At 46.9% G+C, this 20,178-nt stretch carries 18 protein-coding genes; 15 read left to right on the top strand and 3 right to left on the bottom strand.

Annotation, left to right across the window (positions count from 1 at the left end):
• The first annotated feature begins 106 nt into the window (after positions 1-106).
• Together QUB61_RS02790 and QUB61_RS02785 are read left to right on the top strand one after the other, a co-directional pair.
• A complete protein-coding gene (locus QUB61_RS02790; protein ID WP_333128829.1) occupies positions 107-334 on the top strand; it encodes a type II toxin-antitoxin system CcdA family antitoxin in 228 nt (75 codons plus the stop codon).
• A 577-nt stretch (positions 335-911) separates the two neighbouring features.
• Positions 912-2,810, top strand: a complete 1,899-nt coding sequence (locus tag QUB61_RS02785) for an ATP-binding protein (protein WP_333128827.1) — start codon at positions 912-914, stop codon at positions 2,808-2,810.
• Between the two features lie 482 nt (positions 2,811-3,292).
• Here the strand turns inward: QUB61_RS02785 and QUB61_RS02780 are convergent, their stop codons facing one another.
• On the bottom strand, positions 3,293-4,831 hold the full coding sequence (locus QUB61_RS02780; protein ID WP_333128825.1) for a PAS domain S-box protein: 1,539 nt from the start codon (positions 4,829-4,831) through the stop codon (positions 3,293-3,295).
• A gap of 320 nt (positions 4,832-5,151) precedes the next feature.
• On the opposite strand from QUB61_RS02780, the gene QUB61_RS02775 reads away from it, so the two are divergent.
• From QUB61_RS02775 to QUB61_RS02735, 9 genes are all read left to right on the top strand, one after another.
• Positions 5,152-5,802, top strand: a complete 651-nt coding sequence (locus tag QUB61_RS02775) for a DUF3386 domain-containing protein (protein WP_333128822.1) — start codon at positions 5,152-5,154, stop codon at positions 5,800-5,802.
• Between the two features lie 282 nt (positions 5,803-6,084).
• Positions 6,085-6,324, top strand: coding sequence for a NifU family protein (locus QUB61_RS02770; RefSeq protein WP_333128820.1), 240 nt, complete (start codon positions 6,085-6,087; stop codon positions 6,322-6,324).
• Between the two features lie 207 nt (positions 6,325-6,531).
• Complete coding sequence (locus tag QUB61_RS02765; RefSeq protein WP_333128817.1) at positions 6,532-8,778, top strand: glycoside hydrolase; 2,247 nt, start codon at positions 6,532-6,534, stop codon at positions 8,776-8,778.
• Positions 8,779-9,219: 441 nt separating this feature from the next.
• Positions 9,220-11,787, top strand: a complete 2,568-nt coding sequence (locus tag QUB61_RS02760; protein WP_333128815.1) for a PAS domain S-box protein — start codon at positions 9,220-9,222, stop codon at positions 11,785-11,787.
• Positions 11,788-11,949: 162 nt separating this feature from the next.
• Positions 11,950-13,074: a transposase gene (locus tag QUB61_RS02755; RefSeq protein ID WP_333128814.1), complete on the top strand. Its 1,125-nt coding sequence runs from the start codon at positions 11,950-11,952 to the stop codon at positions 13,072-13,074.
• 39 nt (positions 13,075-13,113) lie between these two features.
• Positions 13,114-13,257 carry a hypothetical protein gene (locus QUB61_RS02750; RefSeq protein ID WP_333128812.1) on the top strand — a complete coding sequence of 48 codons (144 nt, stop codon included), beginning with the start codon at positions 13,114-13,116 and terminating at the stop codon, positions 13,255-13,257.
• Between the two features lie 227 nt (positions 13,258-13,484).
• Positions 13,485-13,877: a response regulator gene (locus QUB61_RS02745; protein WP_332960206.1), complete on the top strand. Its 393-nt coding sequence runs from the start codon at positions 13,485-13,487 to the stop codon at positions 13,875-13,877.
• 464 nt (positions 13,878-14,341) lie between these two features.
• On the top strand, positions 14,342-14,560 hold the full coding sequence (locus tag QUB61_RS02740; RefSeq protein ID WP_333128809.1) for a hypothetical protein: 219 nt from the start codon (positions 14,342-14,344) through the stop codon (positions 14,558-14,560).
• 106 nt (positions 14,561-14,666) lie between these two features.
• Positions 14,667-14,879, top strand: coding sequence for a hypothetical protein (locus tag QUB61_RS02735; protein WP_333128806.1), 213 nt, complete (start codon positions 14,667-14,669; stop codon positions 14,877-14,879).
• Positions 14,880-15,073: 194 nt separating this feature from the next.
• On the opposite strand, the gene QUB61_RS02730 is transcribed toward QUB61_RS02735, so the two are convergent.
• Positions 15,074-15,217: a chlorophyll a/b-binding protein gene (locus QUB61_RS02730; protein WP_332960203.1), complete on the bottom strand. Its 144-nt coding sequence runs from the start codon at positions 15,215-15,217 to the stop codon at positions 15,074-15,076.
• Between the two features lie 966 nt (positions 15,218-16,183).
• On the opposite strand from QUB61_RS02730, the gene QUB61_RS02725 reads away from it, so the two are divergent.
• From QUB61_RS02725 to QUB61_RS02715, 3 genes are all read left to right on the top strand, one after another.
• Positions 16,184-16,735 (top strand): NYN domain-containing protein, encoded by a 552-nt coding sequence (locus QUB61_RS02725; protein WP_333128805.1) that lies wholly within the window; start codon positions 16,184-16,186, stop codon positions 16,733-16,735.
• A gap of 146 nt (positions 16,736-16,881) precedes the next feature.
• Positions 16,882-17,595 carry a ribonuclease III gene (gene rnc, locus QUB61_RS02720; protein ID WP_333128803.1) on the top strand — a complete coding sequence of 238 codons (714 nt, stop codon included), beginning with the start codon at positions 16,882-16,884 and terminating at the stop codon, positions 17,593-17,595.
• Positions 17,596-17,835: 240 nt separating this feature from the next.
• A complete protein-coding gene (locus tag QUB61_RS02715; RefSeq protein ID WP_333128801.1) occupies positions 17,836-18,264 on the top strand; it encodes a DUF1824 family protein in 429 nt (142 codons plus the stop codon).
• A gap of 193 nt (positions 18,265-18,457) precedes the next feature.
• On the opposite strand, the gene glgA is transcribed toward QUB61_RS02715, so the two are convergent.
• Positions 18,458-19,885 carry a glycogen synthase GlgA gene (glgA, locus tag QUB61_RS02710; protein ID WP_333128799.1) on the bottom strand — a complete coding sequence of 476 codons (1,428 nt, stop codon included), beginning with the start codon at positions 19,883-19,885 and terminating at the stop codon, positions 18,458-18,460.
• Between the two features lie 45 nt (positions 19,886-19,930).
• On the opposite strand from glgA, the gene QUB61_RS02705 reads away from it, so the two are divergent.
• The gene (locus tag QUB61_RS02705; RefSeq protein WP_333128797.1) at positions 19,931-20,116 is read left to right on the top strand and encodes a hypothetical protein; all 186 of its coding nucleotides are present in this window, start codon (positions 19,931-19,933) and stop codon (positions 20,114-20,116) included.
• Positions 20,117-20,178: the final 62 nt, after the last annotated feature.

Raw genomic sequence — 20,178 nt, 5'->3', positions numbered from 1 at the left:
CGGTTGAGGAAAGGTTGCGTGCAAATCAGGGACTTCAAATATCTAGTCCAGTCGGTTGTCATGAAAAGAATTGAAACTTAAGAATTAAAACTAGGATTTTTTAACTATGAGCGAATCACCTATACCCTCCCACAGTTCGTCAGAAAAAGTGGAACTATCTATCCATATAGATTCGGAACTGCTAGACCAAATTAAGCACTTGACAAATGACCCCAGCAAAGTCATTGAAACAGCAATCAAGCAGTGGCTCAGAGGCGAGCGCCGCGAAGACGAGCTGGCTCTAAGTTTGCGCCGCAACCCCCCAGTCCCGCCCCGCGGCGAGTGGAACGACTGAGGTTCGCGCGTAGGAGACGGCGCGCGCAAATCTTCTGGCTGTAAAGTTTCTGGCTGTGAAATTTCGATCGCCCGCGCGATCGAGTGCAGGTGAAGCGGCGAAAGCTACAGGTTGTGGGCGAGATCGCGCGGGCTCGCCTCACAACCTCGGAACACTTCAAGGTGACGGAAAAAATGCGCTCGCGGGTCCCAGACTTGAGTTGTTGGCAGCCTCTGATTTTGGCGTAATTTTCAAACTCGATCGTTAATCTGTGCAGATTCCTAAGTCCTAAATCTTAATTGTTATTTTTAAATTACCCAAAACGGCTGACAACAAATAGTTTTGAGTTTTGAGTTGAGTTCAGAATTAAATAATTAATATTTTTTTAGTTCATTAATAACTCAAAAATCGGTAGAAGCAGAAAATACTTGCCAATTGTGAGTGGTGAGCAGTTAAATTTTAATTAAAAATTCCACAAGTTTTTAGTTGATTAATAACTCACAACTTAACGGTCGAAGCCCAAAACAATTGGGAGTCTTGAGTTTTTAATTAAAAACTCAAAACTCCAAAATCAGAACTACTTTCATCCTCTACTCTGATGGACTCTAACACAGATTTCCGGCGTTCGAGCCTCGCCTCTACAGTTTTTTTTCAAGAGTTAGGGGCAGAGTTAGTATTTACCCAAGACGCCTCTGGTCGATATCTATCTTTTTACTGGCAAAAAGCCGAGCAGTACAACCTTACAGCAGAACAAATTGTCGATCGCCCTCTCAGCGAAACCCTGCAACCCATCGCCCCTGCGCCTTATCTCGATATCCTGCAGCGGGCGCTCGAAACCCTCGTACCGCAACGGTTCAGCTATCCATTTTGCCACGCCGGGCAATATTTTCTCTTCGATTTGACACTCACTCCGGCGATCGACTCAAACGGCAAAGCTGCAAAAGTCTTAGTTATGGGAAGGCTGCTGTCTGACAAACCCACAGACAGACCGCCAGATTCCCCAGAATTCATGCTCTATCCAGCTTTGCCATCTCCCTCGGACGCCCACCAACAAATGCTGGTTTCGGCGAGCCGCATCCCCGGTCGATCGCTTTCTCCCTACTCGGAAATCGACCGCAAAGCCATCTCGCAAATCGCTCAAAACCTCCACAAAACCCTCGACGTAGAGACAATTTGGCAGCTAACAGCTAACAGTTTGGGTCAAGTCTTGAACGCGAGTCGCTGCATCATCTGTTCCTACAAAAAAGACAGCAAAAATCTCGAACCCTCCTCCTTCCTTGCCTCGGAAAATCATCAAAATTATGCAGCCGCAGCAGCCGAATTACAACAGTCGATTGCCAGCGACAGATCGCCCCCGCTTTCCCCAGATCAAATCAAAAATCTCCAATCGAAAACTTTAAAAGTAGTAGCTGAATACCGCCAAGAACCTTACTCTTCTATGCTGGGATTAGAACTGCGCGCAGCCGAACAGCCGGGGTGGATTCAAACATTAGCCACCCTAAAACCAGTAGCAGTCGATTACCCCTCCCCCATCGCCGATCCCTTCCACCGCCATTCCGTCATCGTAGCAGCTACCTCCTATGAAGACCAGCCCAATGCACTGATCTGTTTGCACCGCTGTGGCAGTTCCTCGAAATGGAGCCCTCTCGAACTCGAATTCGCCCGCGAGTTAGTCGCTCAAGTCGGGAGTGCGATCGCCCACGCTACACTTTACCAAGAATTAGAACAGGCCCGCGCCGAAGCCGTAGCTCTTTCCCAACTTAAAAGTCAATTGCTTGCCAATACTTCTCACGAACTCCGCACCCCCCTCAACGGCATCCTCGGCTTCCTGAAACTGGTTGTGGACGGCATGGCAGATGACCCCGAAGAAGCGCACCAATTTATCGAAGAAGCTTACCGCTCTGCAGTACATTTGTTGAATGTGATTAACGATTTTTTGGATGTCGCTAAAATCGAAGCTGGCAAAATGCAGTTAGACCTCGCTCCCGTCAAACTCGGCGAACTGTTGCAACAAGTTGAGGAGTTCACACGGGTTCAAGTCCAGCAAAAGCGATTGCAATTTCAAATCCAAAAACCCGCTGTGGAGGACGATATTATTTTGTATGGCAACTACCAACGCTTGCTTCAGGTAATCTTGAACCTCACGGGCAATGCCATTAAATTTACCGGGGAAGGGGGAATTCGCATCAGTGCCGAAATTATTAAGAAAAAGGTGACTGTTCACAACCAGCAGTTCCCCGGAATGGTAAAAATGCGAGTCGCTGATACTGGCATTGGGGTTTCTCTCGACAAGCAAGATAAATTATTTGAGTCGTTTTTTCAGGTGGACGGCGATCGTACCAGGCAATACGGCGGCACCGGTTTGGGATTGGCTATTTCTCAAAAACTGGTAGAAGCAATGGGGGGTACAGTAAATTTTTACAGTATGGGGGAAGGACTGGGATCTACTGTTACTTTTACTGTGCCGCTTTATCAAGAACCACTATTTAAAAATTAATCATCGGTAATCAATCATCGGGACGTTGAAGGAATCAGCAAGAAGCAAGAGGGAATCAGGAAAAAAACAGCTTCTTCGGTTCTCAACTTTCGTGAGGTACTCGCCAGCTTTCTTACCAATTACCAATTACCCATTACCAATTAGTAAACTGTACCTTACTCACTTAAAAATTGCTATATTTGTGTATTTATTAGTTCTCTTTCGTGAATAAAGTTGACACTCCCACCCGGCCGGGTAGGGGATTATTAAGAAATTTTGCCCTTAATATCCCAGACAGACAATTGAATATTCTGTGGGTTATTGCCCACAGACCCCAGAGCCTTTTGGGGGCAGCGTATTATCTGACAAACCTTCGTAGTCGGAGCTTTTGAGTATCCGATTGGCTACATAGCATCGATCGGCTTCTCCCTGCTGCTGAATTTGATTGTGTAGTTTGTTAACCTTTTCACACTTTTAATGCTTTTAACTTGTGCTTGATGAGATTAGCGATCGCCATGTTTTTTATGGGTGTGTGGAGGGCTGACATAGCGCGCCCAAAAAGGTTCTTCCATTTTTTTCATCGCTGCTAGTTTTTGGTGTTCTTCCTCTAGGCGCTTGCGTTCTGAAATATCAGAAAATATGTTGATACTGCCGAAAGTCTGGCCGCCCGCATCTCGCACGCGTGCGGCCCAAAGCCAAACATCGATCGAGCTACCGTCTTTTTTCAACAAAGATACTTCCAAACCGTTTTGCGGTTTGCCATTAGATGCAGACTTCTGCAGCGCGTAAAAATCTTGCTTTTGGCCTGAAGGAATATTCGGTAAAGGTTTCCCTAAAACCTCAGCCGCAGTCCAGCCAAAAAATTTTTCGGCGGCGCGGTTCCAAACAACGGTATTGCCCTCATTGCTGGTACAGTTAATCGCCAGCGGCGCCGATGCTATCTGCGCTTGCAAAACTTGGTTAACGAGTTGCAGTTTCAATTCTACTTGCTTGCGATCGGTAATTTCCTGACAAGCGCCCCACAAACGGACAACCCGTTCAGCAGTTTTGTCCCACACCACTTGCCAGTAGTCCCGCACCCAACGCACCTCGCCTTTTTGATTAATAATGCGATACTCGTTGGCTCCCGTGTGGCTGAAACTACAGCATTCTAATTGTTTAATTAATATTTCCCGGTCGTCGGGATGAACGAGCTGGGAGTTCCACCAACCAAACGATTCTAATTCTTCAGGAACGATCCCGGTGCACCGCTCAAAAGCTTCTGTCGCCCACTCGCAGGCGAACTTGCCGTCTGGCAGTGCCTTAAAAGAATAGGCAAAATCCGAAGTAATTTGCGACATAACTCTGTAGTGCAGTTCCGACTCCCGGACTGCGATTTCTGCTTGCTTGCGTTCCCCTATTTCCCGCGAATTAATTAGAACTCCCTGCACGCTAGAATCGTAAAGCAAACTGTTACCTATCGACTCCATGTAGAGCCAACAACCGTCAGCGTGGCGTTTCCGATATTCGATCGTTCCAGCAATCCCGGGAGCTTCTAACAACTTGCCAAAATACGCCTGCCAAGCCAGCAAATCGTCTGGATGGATTAACTCGCCGTGAAACTTCCCAATTCTTTCTTCTGGGTTGTAACCCAAAACGCGCTGTAGGGCTTCGCTGTGGTATCGAACTCGCCCGTCGGAGCCGATAATGCTAATTATATCCGGAGAATTGCGCAGCACAGCTTGCAGTTTGGCTTCGCTTTTAGTTAATGCTTGATTGTCCCTGCGGTGCTGGCTGATTTCTTTTTCCAACTGCTCCTGTAGCTGTCTGATTTGCGATGCTTGCTGCGCGACTGTGCGTTCTAAGAGGCGATTTATTTTTTGGATTTCACCCAGCTTTGCCGCGTTATTTCTCGCACTTTCAAACACGGAACCAGCTACCATTTCCTGCAAAGAATTTGATAATTTTTCCAGAGTAGCTGTTAAAACTGCCTGTTGCGGTGGTGGCAATTCCCTAGCTTGTTCCTGCAATGTTTGTAAGTGTTTGTAGACAGTTTCTAGCATTTTCGTAAGGGCGGAATCTAATAGTTGCCTGGGGGTGCAACCCTTAATAAGCGGACACAAGTTTTTGCAAGATAACCCATAACTAAGACTGGTGTCTGCCGATCGACCGATCGCGATTTCAATAACCAGGCATTCTGTGACTTTATTTTCAGATCATAGCAACCGATACAGAAAGTAAATTTTTCTGGCGATCGAATTGCCAGCCCAGCAGCACCCCGTATAAGTGCTCGCTTCGAGTGCGGGTAACTCCCCTATCCAGTGCATGTGGGGCTTCTCGCGGTTAAGCTAAACTAGATGGGTGTCAAGAGAAAGAGGGATTTATGACAGAGCAAGCCAACGCTCGCGATTTGTTTCGCGCTGCTTACGAACACCGCTACACCTGGGATGCCAATTTTCCCGGTTACAGTGCCGATATTGAACTGAAACAGGGCGACGAAGTATATACGGGTCATGTTTGGATCAAACCCGACATGAGCGTGGAAGTCAGCGGCATTGAAGATGAGGAAGTGCAGCAGAGCGTTTACACCCAAATGCGGGACATTGTTACCCACCGCAAGCGCTCGACATTTGAAAAATCTCACGGCAAAAATAGCTTCACCCTGGGCGAGAAGGACAGCACCGACGCTGTGGATATTTTAGTGGAAGGCGACTCAATGGGGTCTAACTATAAAATCCGAGGTCTGTCAATTTCTCAAGTCAGCCGGGTGATGGGCCGCATGGCTTTCGTAATTGACACCCACAAAAGCTTAGAGACACCCGAGGGTTCTTTGGCCACTCACTACGACGCCGTTTTCCGCAACCCCCAAACCGACGAAATCATCAGAGAACTCGAATTTGAAGATACCTTTGACAAGATAGGCGACTATTATGTCATGACCAAGCAAGTAGTTCGATCGAAAGAAAAAGGTCAATTGACAACAACCGAGTTCAACTACTCCAACGTCAAACTGCTAGAACCAGCAGTAGTGTAGCGCTAACCAAAAAACCGGATTTCTTAAATAAAACGGGTTTTTTTTGGATAACGTATCAGAATCAACTTGATTTGGCAGCAAGTAACGCTACGATCGAACCAGAGACCGAATTCAGATCTAGCATCAGCGTGACAGAAACCGGGTTTCCTGCAGCCAGCTCACCTGAGTGCGCAAGTCTTTTGTCAAGAAACCCGGTTTCTTAAATCTCGGGCGGTTGAGAATGCTGTCCTTGAGTCAAATCGAACTTTCATCAACTGCAATAAATTATCACAGAGGCGAAATATGACGACACTACCACTAACCAAAGAGAACGTCGAAGCAGTTCTCAATGAAATGCGCCCCTACCTGATATCCGACGGCGGCAACGTCGAACTCGTAGAAATCGACGGCGCAGTCGTAAAGCTGAAGCTGCAAGGAGCTTGCGGCTCTTGCCCGAGTTCCGCAATGACCCTGAGAATGGGCATTGAACGCCGCCTGCGCGAGGCCATCCCAGAAATGAGCGAAGTCGAACAGGTAATGTAATTAGTCAGTAATCAGCAGTCATTAGTTAGTAGTCAGCAGTCCTGAGAAAGTTGACATACTAATTAATGACCGATTATCAATTATCTTGATTCGCGCTGCCGGACTCACGGAGACGCTGATAGCTGTTTTTCCTTTCTTCATTCTTCATTCTTCATCGGAATTACCAATTAGCAATTACCAATTAGCAATTACCAATTACCAAACTCAATGCCTCACCCTCTTTATGTAGCCTTCATTTGGCACCAACACCAACCGCTGTACAAATCCCGAGTATCAGCTACCGCAGCAGCAGCCGAGTACCGACTGCCTTGGGTGCGCTTGCACGGAGTCAAAGACTACTTAGATTTAGTTCTCCTTCTGGCAAAATATCCCAAACTGCATCAAACCGTAAACCTGGTTCCGTCCTTGATTTTGCAGATAGAAGACTGCATCGCAGACCGAGCAATAGACCCTTACTTGGCGGTGACATTAAAGCCAGCAGAAACTTTAAACAGCCAAGAACAAGAGTTTATTTTAGAACACTTCTTTGACGCCAATTACCACACCCTGATTCAGCCGCATCCCCGCTACGCTCAACTCTACAATCAGCGGCAGGAAAAAGGCATTCAGTGGTGTTTGGCAAACTGGAAGTTGCAGGATTTTAGCGACTTGCTGGCGTGGCACAATTTAGCTTGGATTGACCCGCTGTTTTGGGATGACCCGGAGATTGCAGGGTGGCTCAAACAAGAACAAAATTTTAGTTTGGCAGACAGAAAAAATATCTACTCAAAACAAAAAGAAATCCTGGCTCGCATCATTCCCCAGCACCGTAAAATGCAAGATGAGGGACAGTTGGAGGTCTCCACAACCCCCTACACGCACCCGATTTTACCGCTGCTTGCCGACACTAACGGCGGCCGCACAGCCATTCCCAACATGACGCTGCCACAACACCGGTTTCAGTGGGAAGAAGATATTCCCCGACACCTGAGAAAAGCCTGGGAAATGTATGAAGACCGGTTTGATTGCCAACCGCGCGGTTTGTGGCCGTCGGAACAAGCAGTCAGCCCGGAAATTTTGCCCTACATTGCCAAACAAGGCTTTAAATGGATAGTCTCGGACGAAGCAGTATTGGGGTGGACAATTAAACACTTTTTCAACCGCGACGCGGCGGGGAATGTCTGCGAACCAGAATTGTTATATCGCCCTTACCGTTTAGAAACTCCTGCCGGCGATTTAGCAATAGTATTTAGAGACCACAGATTGTCCGACTTGATCGGGTTTACTTACGGTTCGATGGAACCGGAAAAAGCAGCATCAGATTTAGTGGGACACTTAGAAGCGATCGGCAAAACTCTCAAACACCGACAGTCCGACGGCCAAACAGCTTTAGAAAATCCCTGGTTAGTTACCATCGCCCTAGACGGCGAAAATTGCTGGGAATTTTATCCCCAAGACGGCAAACCGTTCTTAGAATCCCTCTATCAAACTCTCAGCGATAATCCAGATATCAAATTAGTCACAGTCTCAGAATTTCTCGACCAATTCCCAGCAACCGAAACAATTCCCGCAGCCCAACTGCACACCGGTTCCTGGGTGGACGGTTCCCTCACAACTTGGATCGGCGACCCCGCGAAAAATCGCGCTTGGGACATATTAGGGCCCGCCAGACAAATGCTGGCAAACCATCCAGAGGCCACAGAAGAAAGCAACCCAGAAGCTTGGGAAGCGCTTTATGCGGCCGAAGGTTCCGACTGGTTCTGGTGGTTTGGCGAAGGCCACACGTCGAACCAAGATGCCATGTTCGACCAGCTATTTCGCGAACACGTAGCGGGGATTTATGAAGCTCTCGGCGAGCCCGTACCCCCGGAAGTGCGGCGGCAAGTAGAGGCGCACGAGGTTCAAGGCGACCACCAGCCGCTGAGCTTTATTCACCCGGTGATTGACGGTATCGGCAACGAACAGGATTGGGACAAAGCCGGTCGGATTGAAGTTGGGGGAGCAAGGGGTACGATGCACCGGAGTTCGGCAATTCAGCGGCTTTGGTACGGGGTTGACCACTTGAATTTTTACATTCGCGCCGACTTTAAGGCGGGGGTACGGCCGGGAATTGATTGCCCTCCAGAGTTAAATTTGTTCTGGTTTTATCCCGATCGCACGATGCAAAACAGTCTGATTCCGCTGTCGGGTTTGCCCGACGAAGCACCGCTAAACTACCGATTCCACCATCAGTTAGAGATTAATTTGCTGACGAAATCGATTGCGTTTCACGAAGCAGGAGAGGGCGATGAGTGGCAGCCCCGCCTCAGCCGGGCCCAAGTGGGATTGGATAAATGTTTGGAGATAGCAGTGCCCTGGGCGGATTTGCAGATTATGCCCGACTGGCAGGTGAGGCTGATTGCAGTTTTATCGGAAGGGGAGCGTTACTCTACCTGTATGCCGGAAGATGCTTTGATTGAGATGGGAATGCCGTAAAAAGTTATTAGTCATTAGTCATTAGTCATTAGTCATTAGTCATCAGTCAACAGTCAACAGTCAACAGTCAACAGTCAACAGTCATTAGTCATTAGTCAACAGTCATTAGTCATTAGTCAACAGTCAACAGTCATTAGTCATTAGTCATTAGTCAACAGTCAACAGTCAACAGTTAACAGTCATTAGTCATTAGTCATTAGTCATTAGTTGAAGGAACAAACAATTAAATAATTATCAATTTTTATTGAATTGGGGCTTCTCCTCTGGCTGTCTAATGCCTTCATCATTTCGATCGCATCCGCTCGATCGATAGCTATAAAATTTGTTTGTAGTGAGGGCTTGGGCCCTCATAAAAAAGAGAACTTTAGTCCTGACTACAAACCTGATAATGCTTAAGTTACCTGACATCATATCATTAGTCATTGGGAAATTAAAAAACTAATGAGCCGCATTTTACTCTTGGTCGATCGCCACCAACAACCTAATTTGCCGATCGCACACCTCAACACCGAGCATGAGGTGATCGTAGTCGATCGCGCTTTAGATACCAGCTCGGAATTTCCCATTCCCCAAATCGCTTTTGACTTGTGCATTCTCGACGAGGCCTATTTCGATCGCCGAAGGCCGCTGCTAGAAGCATTAAAAGCTGCCGCCGAGCCGATATTTTTACCGTTTTTGCTTCTGAGTAAATCCCCAACGCCTGCTCTTTCTGAGCAGCCATTTTCGCAGCAGGCAAAACAACTCGAAGGCAGAATAGACGATTTGATAGTAAGTCCTGCCGAACCAGTCCAACTGCACTTGCGGGTAGAGAATTTGTTGGCCCGCAGGCGACAGTCGCTAGAACTCCACAGACTTCAGGAAGTAATTAAAGAAAGGACTTTTACAGAAAGTTTGTTAATCGACTCGCTGCAAACGGCAAAGGAAAACCTGCAACGGGAAATCGCCAAGCGGGCCCAGGTAGAAGCTGCACGGCGAGAAAACTCCTATCTCGACTTGCTGATGAATGCCATGCCAGATATTGTCTGCTTCAAAGATGGCGAGGGCAGGTGGCAGGAGGCAAATCAAGCGATATTGGAAGTGTTCGAGCTAGAAAAAATAGACTACCGCGGCCTTAAAGATTTTCAGCTAGGAGAACTCAGCAGTTTTTACCGCGAGGCCCTACAGGCGTGCGAGGTCAGCGATCGAGAAGCGTGGGCAAAAGGTAAGCTTTCTAGGGGGGAAGAAATGATTCCCCGATCGGACGGTACTGTGAAAATCTACGACGTGATTAAAGTACCCGTATTTCACCCCGACGGCAGACGCAAAAGTATCGTGATTTTGGGCCGCGACATCACGGAATACAAGCAAACTAGAGACGAACTCGTGCGCTTGGCGTCGATTGTCGAGTCTTCCGACGACGGCATCGTCGGCAAAACCCTCACCGGGACAATTCAGAGCTGGAACGCAGGAGCAGAGAAGATTTACGGCTACAGTGCGGCGGAAATCAAGGGGAAGTCGATCGAGATTTTAGCAATACCCGAACGCCCGAAGGAAATGCCCCAAATTCTGGAACATATTACGGCGGGAGCCAGCATCGACCATTACGAAACCGTGCACTTGCGGAAAGACGGCCAACAGATAGATGTGTCCCTGACGATTTCTCCGATTAAAGACGCCACAGGAGCGGTAACCGGCGTTTCAACAATCTCTCGCGACATCAGCGACAGCAAGCGAGTCGAAAAAGCCTTTGAACAACTCCGCCACCAAACAGAAATGATTTTGTTCTCCGCAGGAGAAGGAATTTGCGGGTTGAACAAAGAGGCAAAAGTAACTTTTGTCAATCCTGCGGCGGTGAGAATGGCTGGGTGCGAATCGAAGGAATTGATCGATCGACCAGTTTATGAAAGCTTACACCGTTCACAGGGAGAATGCTCAAAGGCGATCGAGCAAATGTCACCTGCAACACACATCAATTCAGGCTCTGAACTTGTCCCGCACTGCGCCGCACCGCAGGCGGGCAAACGGCTGCCGTCTCGGGTCAGTTCTCAAATTTTAGCCACCTTGGAAGACGGAGAGGCGCGGCGCGTCACCGATGAGGTTTTTTGGCGGCGAGACGGCAGCAGTTTTCCGGTTGAGTACGTTGTCGCTCCCATGCGAGAAGAAGGCGAAATTATTGGAGCTGTGGTGACTTTTAAGGATATCACCGAGCGGCTTGCAGTCGAGCGCATGAAAGATGAATTCATCTCTGTTGTCAGCCACGAACTGCGGACGCCCATGACCTCGATTCACGGCGCCCTCGGCCTCCTCAACAGCGGCCTGCTTGACGCTTACCCCGTGAAAGCCAAGCGGATGCTGGAGATTGCTGTCACTAATACTGACCGCTTGGTGCGGTTGGTCAACGACATCCTGGATTTAGAGCGGATGGAGTCGAGTTACAGCACTGCCGTCAAACAAACTTGCAATGTGGCTGACCTGATGTTGCAGGCGGCTGACGAGATGCAGGGAATGGCTCAGCAGGCGGGAGTTACTCTGTCGGTGAAACCTGTGGGGGCGCAATTGCAAGCTGTTCCCGATCGGCTTATTCAAGCCTTGACAAATTTGCTCAGCAATGCTATTAAATTTTCTCCCTCCGGGGCTACGGTTTGGCTGAGCGGGGAGTTGAGCCACAATCGGGATTTGGCACAAAAAGCTGGGTTGAAGTCGGTGTCGTCTCCGTCTTTGTTGTCTCCTGAGCCTGCCGCCGCCCATCGGCACTTGCCAGGGACGAGCTCGCCGTACATCGTGATTGCTGTGAAAGACAAAGGGCGGGGTATTCCGGCAGACAAGCTGGAGATGGTCTTTGAACGCTTTCAACAGGTTGATGCTTCTGATTCTCGCCAGAAGGGAGGTACTGGTTTGGGGCTGGCTATTTGTCGCAGTATCGTGCAGCAGCACGGGGGCCGGATGTGGGTGGAGAGCGTTTTGGGGGAGGGCAGCACTTTTTTCTTAAGTCTGCCAGTTCTAAGGGAGGGGCTGGCAACTGAAAGTTAATTTCGACTCTGGTTTACCCAAAGTTACCGAAAAATTGGGTTTAAAGCCCCGTCCTTCTAGGACGGCTTTTGATTCAGATTCTAGAGGATCAAGGAGCAGCGAATCAAGAGTCTTAATATTTCTTGATACCAAGGAGCCATTCAATCACTGTATACTAAAAGTATGAAAACCTTGAAATTTAAGCTGTATCAACACAAAAGGAATAGATTTCTTAAGCGGTCAATTAATGCCGCAGGAGTCATCTACAACCATTGTATTGCGCTCCACAAACGGTACTATCGAATGTGGGGCAAACACTTAAATTGCGCTCAACTTCAAGCTCATATTGCTAAGCTGCGAAAACGCAAAGAATTTTGGCAATTAGTTGGCTCTCAAGCAGTACAAGATATTTGTCAACGAATTGAAAAAGCGTACCAGTTATTTTTCAAGCACCATAAAAAAAGAGTTAGACCGCCGCACTTCAAGAAGGTTCGCAAGTACAAATCATTCACCCTTAAGCAAGCTGGTTATAAATTTTTGGGAGGCAATCGGATCAAGATTGGGCAGAAAGTTTATCAATATTGGAATTCCCGAGAAATTGAGGGGACGGTCAAAACACTAACCATTAAACGCACGCCACTGGGTGAATTGTTCATGGTCGTTGTTGTTGACAGTGTTATCGAACCTGAAATCAAAGTCGAGACGAGTCACATCGCTGGGTTTGATTTCGGTTTGAAAACATTCCTCACAGTTTCGGATGGTTCTAAGATTGAGTCGCCTCAATTCCTCAAGCAATCGCTCACTGCTATCAAAAAAGCCAGCCGTCAACATTCTCTTAAGGTGAAAGGTTCGGCTAACCGCGAAAGAGCTAGGAAAAATTTAGTCCGCAGACATGAAGACGTTGTAAATCGTCGTTCTGACTGGTTCTGGAAATTGGCTCACGCTCTAACCGATAGATTTGATGTGCTTTGTTTTGAGACGTTAAATCTTAAAGGAATGCAACGCCTTTGGGGACGCAAAATCTCTGATTTAGCTTTTGGGGAGTTTCTGAAAATTCTGGAATGGGTTGCTCAGAAAAAAGATAAGCAGGTGATCTTTATTGATCGATGGTATCCATCCAGTAAGACTTGTTCAAATTGTGGTCATGTCCTAACAGAATTGGATTTGTCGATCGCACAATGGCGTTGTCCATCTTGTCAGTCTGTAAATGGACGAGATGAAAACGCAGCTAAAAATATTTGTGCGGTTGGGGCATCGACCGCTAAGCTAGGCGATGTGAGACAGGCTTTGCCTGCAATTGCTGTGTGATCTTAGAATCCCCGCGCGTTTACGCCGGGGAGTATGTCAATGATTTTGTGCAGATTGTTCGATCGAGTCATCGACAAACAATCTCAGCCTTTTGGGCCGATCGGGGACTGCGAGCAAAAATCGCGATTTGAGGTGGAAAAGCGGCTTTTTTTGGGGGCGAGATTTTACAGCAACCGCGCCTGACGGTTAGGATGTTCTTAATTGTTGAAACCCTGGCGGTCGATTGCAACGCAGGTCTTGTTTTTTATTTCTTTTTACCCGCTCACGAAGCCTCCGGGAGGCCAAGGGCCTTCAACATCTGCTATACAGTTTTGAAAATTTACTGTAAAGTCCGATCTGGTAAGATAATTTTCTTTAGAAAATATTCGCATTTCGCTTCTAATCTGTGATCAGTTCTCATTTCTAAAAAAATGTTAATTTTGACTGCCAAGCGCATCTTGGTTATTGACGATGCGGAAGATATTCGGGAAGTGGCTCAAGTCAGTCTTGAGATGGTGGGGGGCTGGGAAGTCCTGACCGCGAGTTCTGGCCGCGAGGGTGTTGCTAAGGCTCTTGCCGAACAGCCTGATGCTATTCTATTGGACGTGATGATGCCCGACCAAGACGGGCCTACTACTTTTCTACAGTTACAAGCTAATAATGCTACCCAGCACATTCCGGTAATTTTATTGACGGCTAAGGCTCTTGCTGGCGACAGGCGGATGTTCGCGGATTTGGGGGTGGTGAGCGTGATTGCTAAGCCTTTTGAACCGATGTTTTTGGCGGCTCAGGTCGCTGAAGCTTTGGGCTGGGAGCAAGAATAGATCGATCGGCCCTATTGAATTGTGCAGCTTTTCCAGCATTAGTATTGCAGGCAAAGAGAGTTAAAAAAACTTGGTTTCTTTGGTATTGTGCCGAGCGATCGAATCCGGTCGAGAGCACAGGATATCTGTATGGACTTAGGCGCTGTGCCTTTTGTCCAGTCAGTTTAAGACTAAAAACCGCTCGCCCAGCAGGCGTTTCAACCCTGTCGGTCTTTCGGTGAAATTGATACCAATAAGCGATGCCTAAGTTCCTATTCGTAGTGCGTTCATTTAACCGGATTCGACCTCAGCAATGAACTCAGTATTCCTACTCATTTCTCCGACAAATATAAGCTGGCAGGAGTATTTTACTTTTTGTGACAACTTTCTCGTCTTCATAAGTTCTTCAGGTTTTAGTTTTAAGTTTAAGCACATGGTCAGGGAGCGATTCTGACTGTTGGCAGATACATTGGGAGAAGACGACTATGCCCTCAGCTTACATTTTGCTACTGATAGTTTCTCTGGTGGCAGTCGGGATTTACTGGAAAACATCTCAAGATATTTTTGTTATTGTGGCTTTAGCGGGACTGGGTTGTTTTCTTTGGGGTTTCTCTTGGGCCCCTTGGAGCGTTCAGCTTGTGATTGTGGTGTTGCTGTTCGGTTTCCAAAAATGGTACTTGCGAGACGCTCAAAGTTTTGAGTGAAAAGAGATTTTTTATTGTTGTGTATGAAGTTGAGATGCACCGACATTCGTCAATATCTGTAATGAATTGGTTATCGCTCCATATCTTAAAAAAGGTTTAAAATCTCATGAATAGTTGCCCTTGTTGCTCCTCTCAATTGCTCCGCCACGCTCGCCACAATCGCCTTTATTGGTTTTGCTCGCACTGCTGGCAGGAAATGCCGGATCTGTCGGAGATGATTTTAGGTAACAGCACGCGGAGTCACAAACGCGACGGTTTGGTGAAGCTTCCTGGTTTGACTCCTAAATTGAGGATGTTGGATTCGGTAGGAATTGCTTAGTTTGCTGGGGTTAATCTCGCGATAAATATTGAGACAGAAAAGATTTTTGATGATGCCCTCTGTGGGATTTTTTGAGAGAAAATGCACTCATCCCCTTCCGTGTGAAGTGAAGGGGACTTATTAGCGGGGGGGATGAGTGCACTTGTGATGGGGTCGATCGCCTGAATTTCAGCTATTGTATGCAGTTAAGCTGATTACATCAAACCGATTTGAGAGAGAATGCCTTGACCGGTGAGGTATTCGGTAGCTAAGCCGATAACGAAGCCCAACATTGCCAAACGGCCGTTCCAGGTTTCAGCAAACTCAGTGAAGCCAACTTTTGCGTCTTTGTTTTCCATGACCATAAACCTTGTTTAATTTCAACCTTATGTAACTAAACTTAACACAACTAGAGAAACTTTGCAACATATTTTAACATTTAGTGTTCAAATGTCGGAGATAAGCGGGATGGGCCCACGGGGAGAGGGGCGATCGGGGGAGGGGCAGAGGGTTTTTGAGGTGGGGACGGTCGATCGGGTAAAGTGTAAGCTGTCGCGCATTTAAATTGTATATTCAGGGCGGGCGGGACGCCCACCCCACAAGACTTTGATTTTTTTTGACATACAATTTAAATGTCGCCACAGCTTATCAGGGCGATCGGTGTCAGGTTGGCGAAAACCTTGGTGAGATGTCTAAGGATGTAAGAAAATTATTTTGAGTGAATACTTGACATCCAATAATTAGAACGCCATAGTAAAGGTAAGCTGTTCATCATTTAAATTTTCGAGGCTATCTAAGCCAGTAAAGGGTTTCAACCTCTGAAATACCCATTTTAAATGCACAACAGCTTACAGCTAAAACTAAATATCGCATTCAAAATCAAGGAATGTTGATTGAGTCGTCTTAGCTACACGGTTTATACAACTGGGGCAAGTTTCTAGCACCCCGTTGAGCGGAATGTGAGTCTAATGTCGTTTTAACAAGTTGATACAAGTTTGAGAAAATCGAAACATTATTGAGTTCCATTTCCCTTCGCGGAATGTGAGTCGAATGTCGTTTTAAGAACTTGATACAAGCTTGACAAAATCGAAACATTATTGAGTTCCATTTCCCTTCAACGGGCTGCTACTAAGCTCGTTCCCGTTCTGTAAACCCTGTAGCTAAGACGCTAATCAAATCCCAAGAAAATTACAGTGTTTTGTGGTAACAGATTGCCCTGTGCCGAGATGTTCATTTTTGAGCAAATCCACAGACAAAACTCCATTAATGCTAGATGCGCGATAGATCGAGGCTGTCCAGTCAACCTCTTTGTAGGACATAATTAAATGACGGACAATGATCGAACCTCAAACCGATCAACCGGCCAACAGCAAGCTACGGACAATCATCGAACCTCAAACCGATCAAGCCGCCAACAGCAAGATTTAGTTTCCATTTATTGGGATTATCAGAACATCCCAGATGGAAAGCAAGCTAACAACGTGTCGCTTTTTGCTGATTCATTGGGATGTGTAGTCAACAGAAAGGTTTACGACAATTGGCAACAGGGAAATAAGGTTTCTCAAAAAAGAACCTTCGTTAATCTTGGATTTGATTGTGTTACTGTATCCCAGAAAATCAGAAATGCTGTTGACTTTCGTTTGTCTATCGACTGTTCGGGTGAAGCAGCAAGTAGTCTATATCCACACCTATTTATCGTTGTGTCTGGAGATGGCTATGGCGAGATATTGATTCCTAGCATACAAGAAAAAGGAAAAAAGGTGATAATCTTGGCTCGACAAGGTAATGAAAATAAAAATCTGAAAAGGGTTGCAGATAGATTCTACTTTGTAGAGGAATTACCGAAGTTGATCGAGGGATACAAACTGGCAGCATAAATTTGCTCGATCTTTACCTCGCCGCAGATAGCAAAAATCCAGTTTATTTGATAAACTAGATTTTCCAAACCAACCGCTATCTGCGGCTCTTTCATGTCCACATAACAACACCCAACTCCAAAAACAATAACCCTTACAAAACTTCTATGCCATTAACTAATCCAACACAAGAAATCAAAATTCCCCTTCCCGAATTCAAAAATGAAAAACTGCTGCGCCAAGCCCTCACCCACCGTTCCTACGTCAACGAAAACCCCGCATATCGCGAAGAAGACAACGAACGCTTAGAATTTCTCGGCGATGCTTTGCTGACTTTTATCAGCGGCGAATATCTCTATCAGCGTCATCCAGAAATGGGAGAAGACCAACTGACTCGCCGCCGTTCTGCATTAGTAGATGAAAAACAATTAGCCAGATTTGCTACCGAAATCGCTTTAGACTTAAAAATGCGGCTCGGAAAGGGAGCTTATCGAGAAGGTGGGATTACCAATCCAAATTTGCTCAGCAGCACTTTTGAAGCATTTATTGGCGCTTACTATCTCGACACGCAAGACATGGACAAAGTTCGCCAGTTTGTGTGGCAAATGTTTGATTCTGTTCCCGAAAATGTTGTGGAAACTCGATCGACTGTAGACTCGAAAAATCGCTTTCAGGAATGGGTACAGGCCAACGGTGGCACGACTCCCCCTAAATACGTGACCATCCAAGAAGGAGGCACACCCCACAAGCCGGAATTTCTCGCGAAAGTGTATGTCGCAGAGAAACTCTATGGAGAAGGTAAAGGCAAAAGCAAAAAAGATGCTGAGAAAAATGCGGCGGAAGATGCGCTAGCAAAGCTGAAAAAACGCGGACTGATCTAAACTTGAAAACATCGGTAAAAACTACTAGCTTTTTTGTGCGATACGGGTGTTGGCGTTAGCGAAACGATCCGAAGGAAAGCCCTCGAAGACGATCGCCAGAATTGATTGCCAGAGCGCACAATCGGCTATAATCAGGACTTGGGCAAGTGTTACCGCCGTCGATCGAGGGTTGTAATGGCAGAAATTCGTTGACGAGTAGCCGAGTGTCGATCGTAATTTTGGGAAATATCAGAGCAATTCATGTCTACTCAAAACCCGACTACCCTAACTGTTGAAGAAGCACAGCAAATCCTCAAAGATTTCACTTGTCTGGATATGCAATCTCTAGCATCGCCGCAGGAAAAACAGGCGCTGCGTCAAGCGATTTTGCTGGTAGCAAGTTTGTCGGATTATCAAATGTTGGGAGTGTGCGCTGCTTCGACGGATGAGGGTTTTTCAGCTTTAGAAGCTTATTTGAAAGCTTTGGGATATCAAGCTGTTTTAGATCCAAATGCTTTTTCGGCATTTGCTGGTTCGGTTTATATTAAGTTCAATACTTTGAAGGGGTCGTATTATGTTGACGGCTATCCCGGAACTTACCGGGGCGTTTTGGTGTCGTGCCAATCTTCCTCAGAAGGTGGAGTTAGCGGAACTTACGGTCATTTACCTCTCGATTTATTTGTTGATTAATTTGTCAGTAGTCAGCAGTCATTAGTCATTAGTCAGCAGTCAGTAGTCAGTAGTCAGCAGTCAGTAGTCAGTAGTCAGTCGCTCGATTAAGTTGAATCAAAAACCCACTGATGCACCTTACTAAGCTTTCGGGTGCGTCAGCCCGCCCCTCGATTCAGTCGAATCTAACACCGACTGACGCACAATACTAAGATTAACCCTTACCAACGAGCAATTCTGGCTCTGGTTCCGGTGCAGTTTCTTCTGGGGGCACTCCCAAAATATCGCTGTACAACTTGACGTATTTCCGGGCCGAAATATCCCAGCCAAAATCTTCTCTCATACCGCGCTGTTGCAGTTCTTTCCACTTATCTTTGTAGCGGAAACCTTCCCAAGTTCTGATCATGCAGGTGAACAAGTCTAGGGGTTCGTAGCGATCGAAACAGTAACCTGTACCAGTATTGTCGATCGGGTTGTTGTGGGAAACGGTATCGACTAAACCGCCGGTGCGGCGAACCATTGGTACGCACCCGTAGCGGAGGGCGAGCATTTGGCTGATGCCGCAGGGCTCGAAACGGCTGGGCATCAGGAAGGTGTCGCAGCCTGCGTAAATGCGCCGGGAGAGGGCGTCGTTGTAGAGTAATTGGGTGGACATCCGACCGGGATAGCGGGCTGTCATTTGCCAGAGTTGGGTTTCGTAATAGCGATCGCCCGTTCCGAGTACAATAAACTGAGCGTCGGTATAGGCCATGAAGCGATCGAGCATTTGAATAATCAAATCCAGCCCCTTCTGTTCTACCAGCCGCGTCACCATGCCCATTAAAAAGGCACCTTTATTCACTTCCAAACCGACTTCTTCTTGCAGGGCAATTTTGTTAGCTGGGCGCTTTTCAATAGTATCAACACTAAATTGTTGATGGATGTACTTGTCAGTTTCTGGGTTGTAAGATTCTGTATCAATTCCGTTCAAAATGCCCGAAACCTTGCCGCCCAGGTAAGACAGCAAACCTTCCAAACTTTCCCCGTAAGCTGGGGTTTTTATTTGCTCGGCGTAAGTCGGCGAAACTGTATTTACTCGATCGGCAAACTGTACTGCGGCAGCCATTGTATTGTGACCTTGCATATACCAAGGGCACCAAGTCATCTGCTCCAAACGCCAGCGCCACGGCCCTTGATAAGCTAAATTGTGAATAGTAAAAACCGTGCTGATATCCGGGTCTTGGCTCATCCAAACAGGTATCATCCCGGTATGCCAGTCGTGACAGTGGATAATGTTGGGCTTCCAGTGATTCCAGGCAAATTCAGCCGCAGCATTGGCAAATAAAGTGAACCTCCAATCTTCATCTACACCGCCGTAAACGCGGCGGGGCAAGAAAGACGGATGTTGCAATAAGTATAAAGGTACATCGGTTCCCGGCAAAACACTTTCAAAGACCGAAAAGTTTTGGAACATGGCCCCCCCATCCCAAACAGGTTTTTTGGGAACATCCATTTTGTCGGGGATGAAACCGTAGTACGGCATGAAGATGCGGACATCGTGTCCCATGCGCCGCAGAAATTTAGGCAAAGCGCCGACGACATCGCCCATACCGCCCACTTTGGCTAGGGGTGCTGCTTCGGCGGATACAAATAAAATGCGCATTATTTTCTTGTGTTCCTTGAGGTAGTAAGTCTAAATTAAGTTTAAATGGCGATCGGCACAATATTAACGCAGCGCCCAAAAACAAGTATAAATCTTAGTTGCTCTGTGGCGATCGCACTTTACTCAAAAATGCGATCGGCTTTTTTCCATCCGCGTCGATCCGCACTGCGGATCGGTGAACAAAAGTGCGATCGCCAGGACTCCCCTCCGGCGACAATTTTCACGATCTAATGAAATTTATATGTCACTTTATGATTGACGGTAAACATCAAAAATGGTATGCAGTTCGATCG

The sequence above is a fragment of the Microcoleus sp. C2D2 genome, assembly GCF_036702495.1.
In the GTDB taxonomy this organism is placed as follows: Bacteria; Cyanobacteriota; Cyanobacteriia; order Cyanobacteriales; family Microcoleaceae; genus Microcoleus.
The sequence above is the reverse complement of the archived record's forward strand: the minus strand, read 5'-3'. Positions and strand labels throughout refer to the sequence as shown.

Excerpts from the sequence above, each read along its gene's own strand:
- QUB61_RS02790 (WP_333128829.1), top strand. The coding sequence starts at position 107 with ATGAGCGAATCACCTATACCCTCCCACAGTTCGTCAGAAAAAGTGGAA.
- QUB61_RS02755 (WP_333128814.1), top strand. The coding sequence starts at position 11,950 with ATGAAAACCTTGAAATTTAAGCTGTATCAACACAAAAGGAATAGATTT.
- QUB61_RS02760 (WP_333128815.1), top strand. The coding sequence starts at position 9,220 with ATGAGCCGCATTTTACTCTTGGTCGATCGCCACCAACAACCTAATTTG.
- QUB61_RS02750 (WP_333128812.1), top strand. The coding sequence starts at position 13,114 with ATGATTTTGTGCAGATTGTTCGATCGAGTCATCGACAAACAATCTCAG.
- QUB61_RS02740 (WP_333128809.1), top strand. The coding sequence starts at position 14,342 with ATGCCCTCAGCTTACATTTTGCTACTGATAGTTTCTCTGGTGGCAGTC.
- QUB61_RS02770 (WP_333128820.1), top strand. The coding sequence starts at position 6,085 with ATGACGACACTACCACTAACCAAAGAGAACGTCGAAGCAGTTCTCAAT.
- rnc (WP_333128803.1), top strand. The coding sequence starts at position 16,882 with ATGCCATTAACTAATCCAACACAAGAAATCAAAATTCCCCTTCCCGAA.
- QUB61_RS02735 (WP_333128806.1), top strand. The coding sequence starts at position 14,667 with ATGAATAGTTGCCCTTGTTGCTCCTCTCAATTGCTCCGCCACGCTCGC.
- QUB61_RS02715 (WP_333128801.1), top strand. The coding sequence starts at position 17,836 with ATGTCTACTCAAAACCCGACTACCCTAACTGTTGAAGAAGCACAGCAA.
- QUB61_RS02785 (WP_333128827.1), top strand. The coding sequence starts at position 912 with ATGGACTCTAACACAGATTTCCGGCGTTCGAGCCTCGCCTCTACAGTT.
- QUB61_RS02765 (WP_333128817.1), top strand. The coding sequence starts at position 6,532 with ATGCCTCACCCTCTTTATGTAGCCTTCATTTGGCACCAACACCAACCG.
- QUB61_RS02725 (WP_333128805.1), top strand. The coding sequence starts at position 16,184 with ATGACGGACAATGATCGAACCTCAAACCGATCAACCGGCCAACAGCAA.
- QUB61_RS02780 (WP_333128825.1), bottom strand. The coding sequence starts at position 4,831 with ATGCTAGAAACTGTCTACAAACACTTACAAACATTGCAGGAACAAGCT.
- QUB61_RS02705 (WP_333128797.1), top strand. The coding sequence starts at position 19,931 with ATGGCGATCGGCACAATATTAACGCAGCGCCCAAAAACAAGTATAAAT.
- QUB61_RS02730 (WP_332960203.1), bottom strand. The coding sequence starts at position 15,217 with ATGGAAAACAAAGACGCAAAAGTTGGCTTCACTGAGTTTGCTGAAACC.
- QUB61_RS02745 (WP_332960206.1), top strand. The coding sequence starts at position 13,485 with ATGTTAATTTTGACTGCCAAGCGCATCTTGGTTATTGACGATGCGGAA.
- QUB61_RS02775 (WP_333128822.1), top strand. The coding sequence starts at position 5,152 with ATGACAGAGCAAGCCAACGCTCGCGATTTGTTTCGCGCTGCTTACGAA.
- glgA (WP_333128799.1), bottom strand. The coding sequence starts at position 19,885 with ATGCGCATTTTATTTGTATCCGCCGAAGCAGCACCCCTAGCCAAAGTG.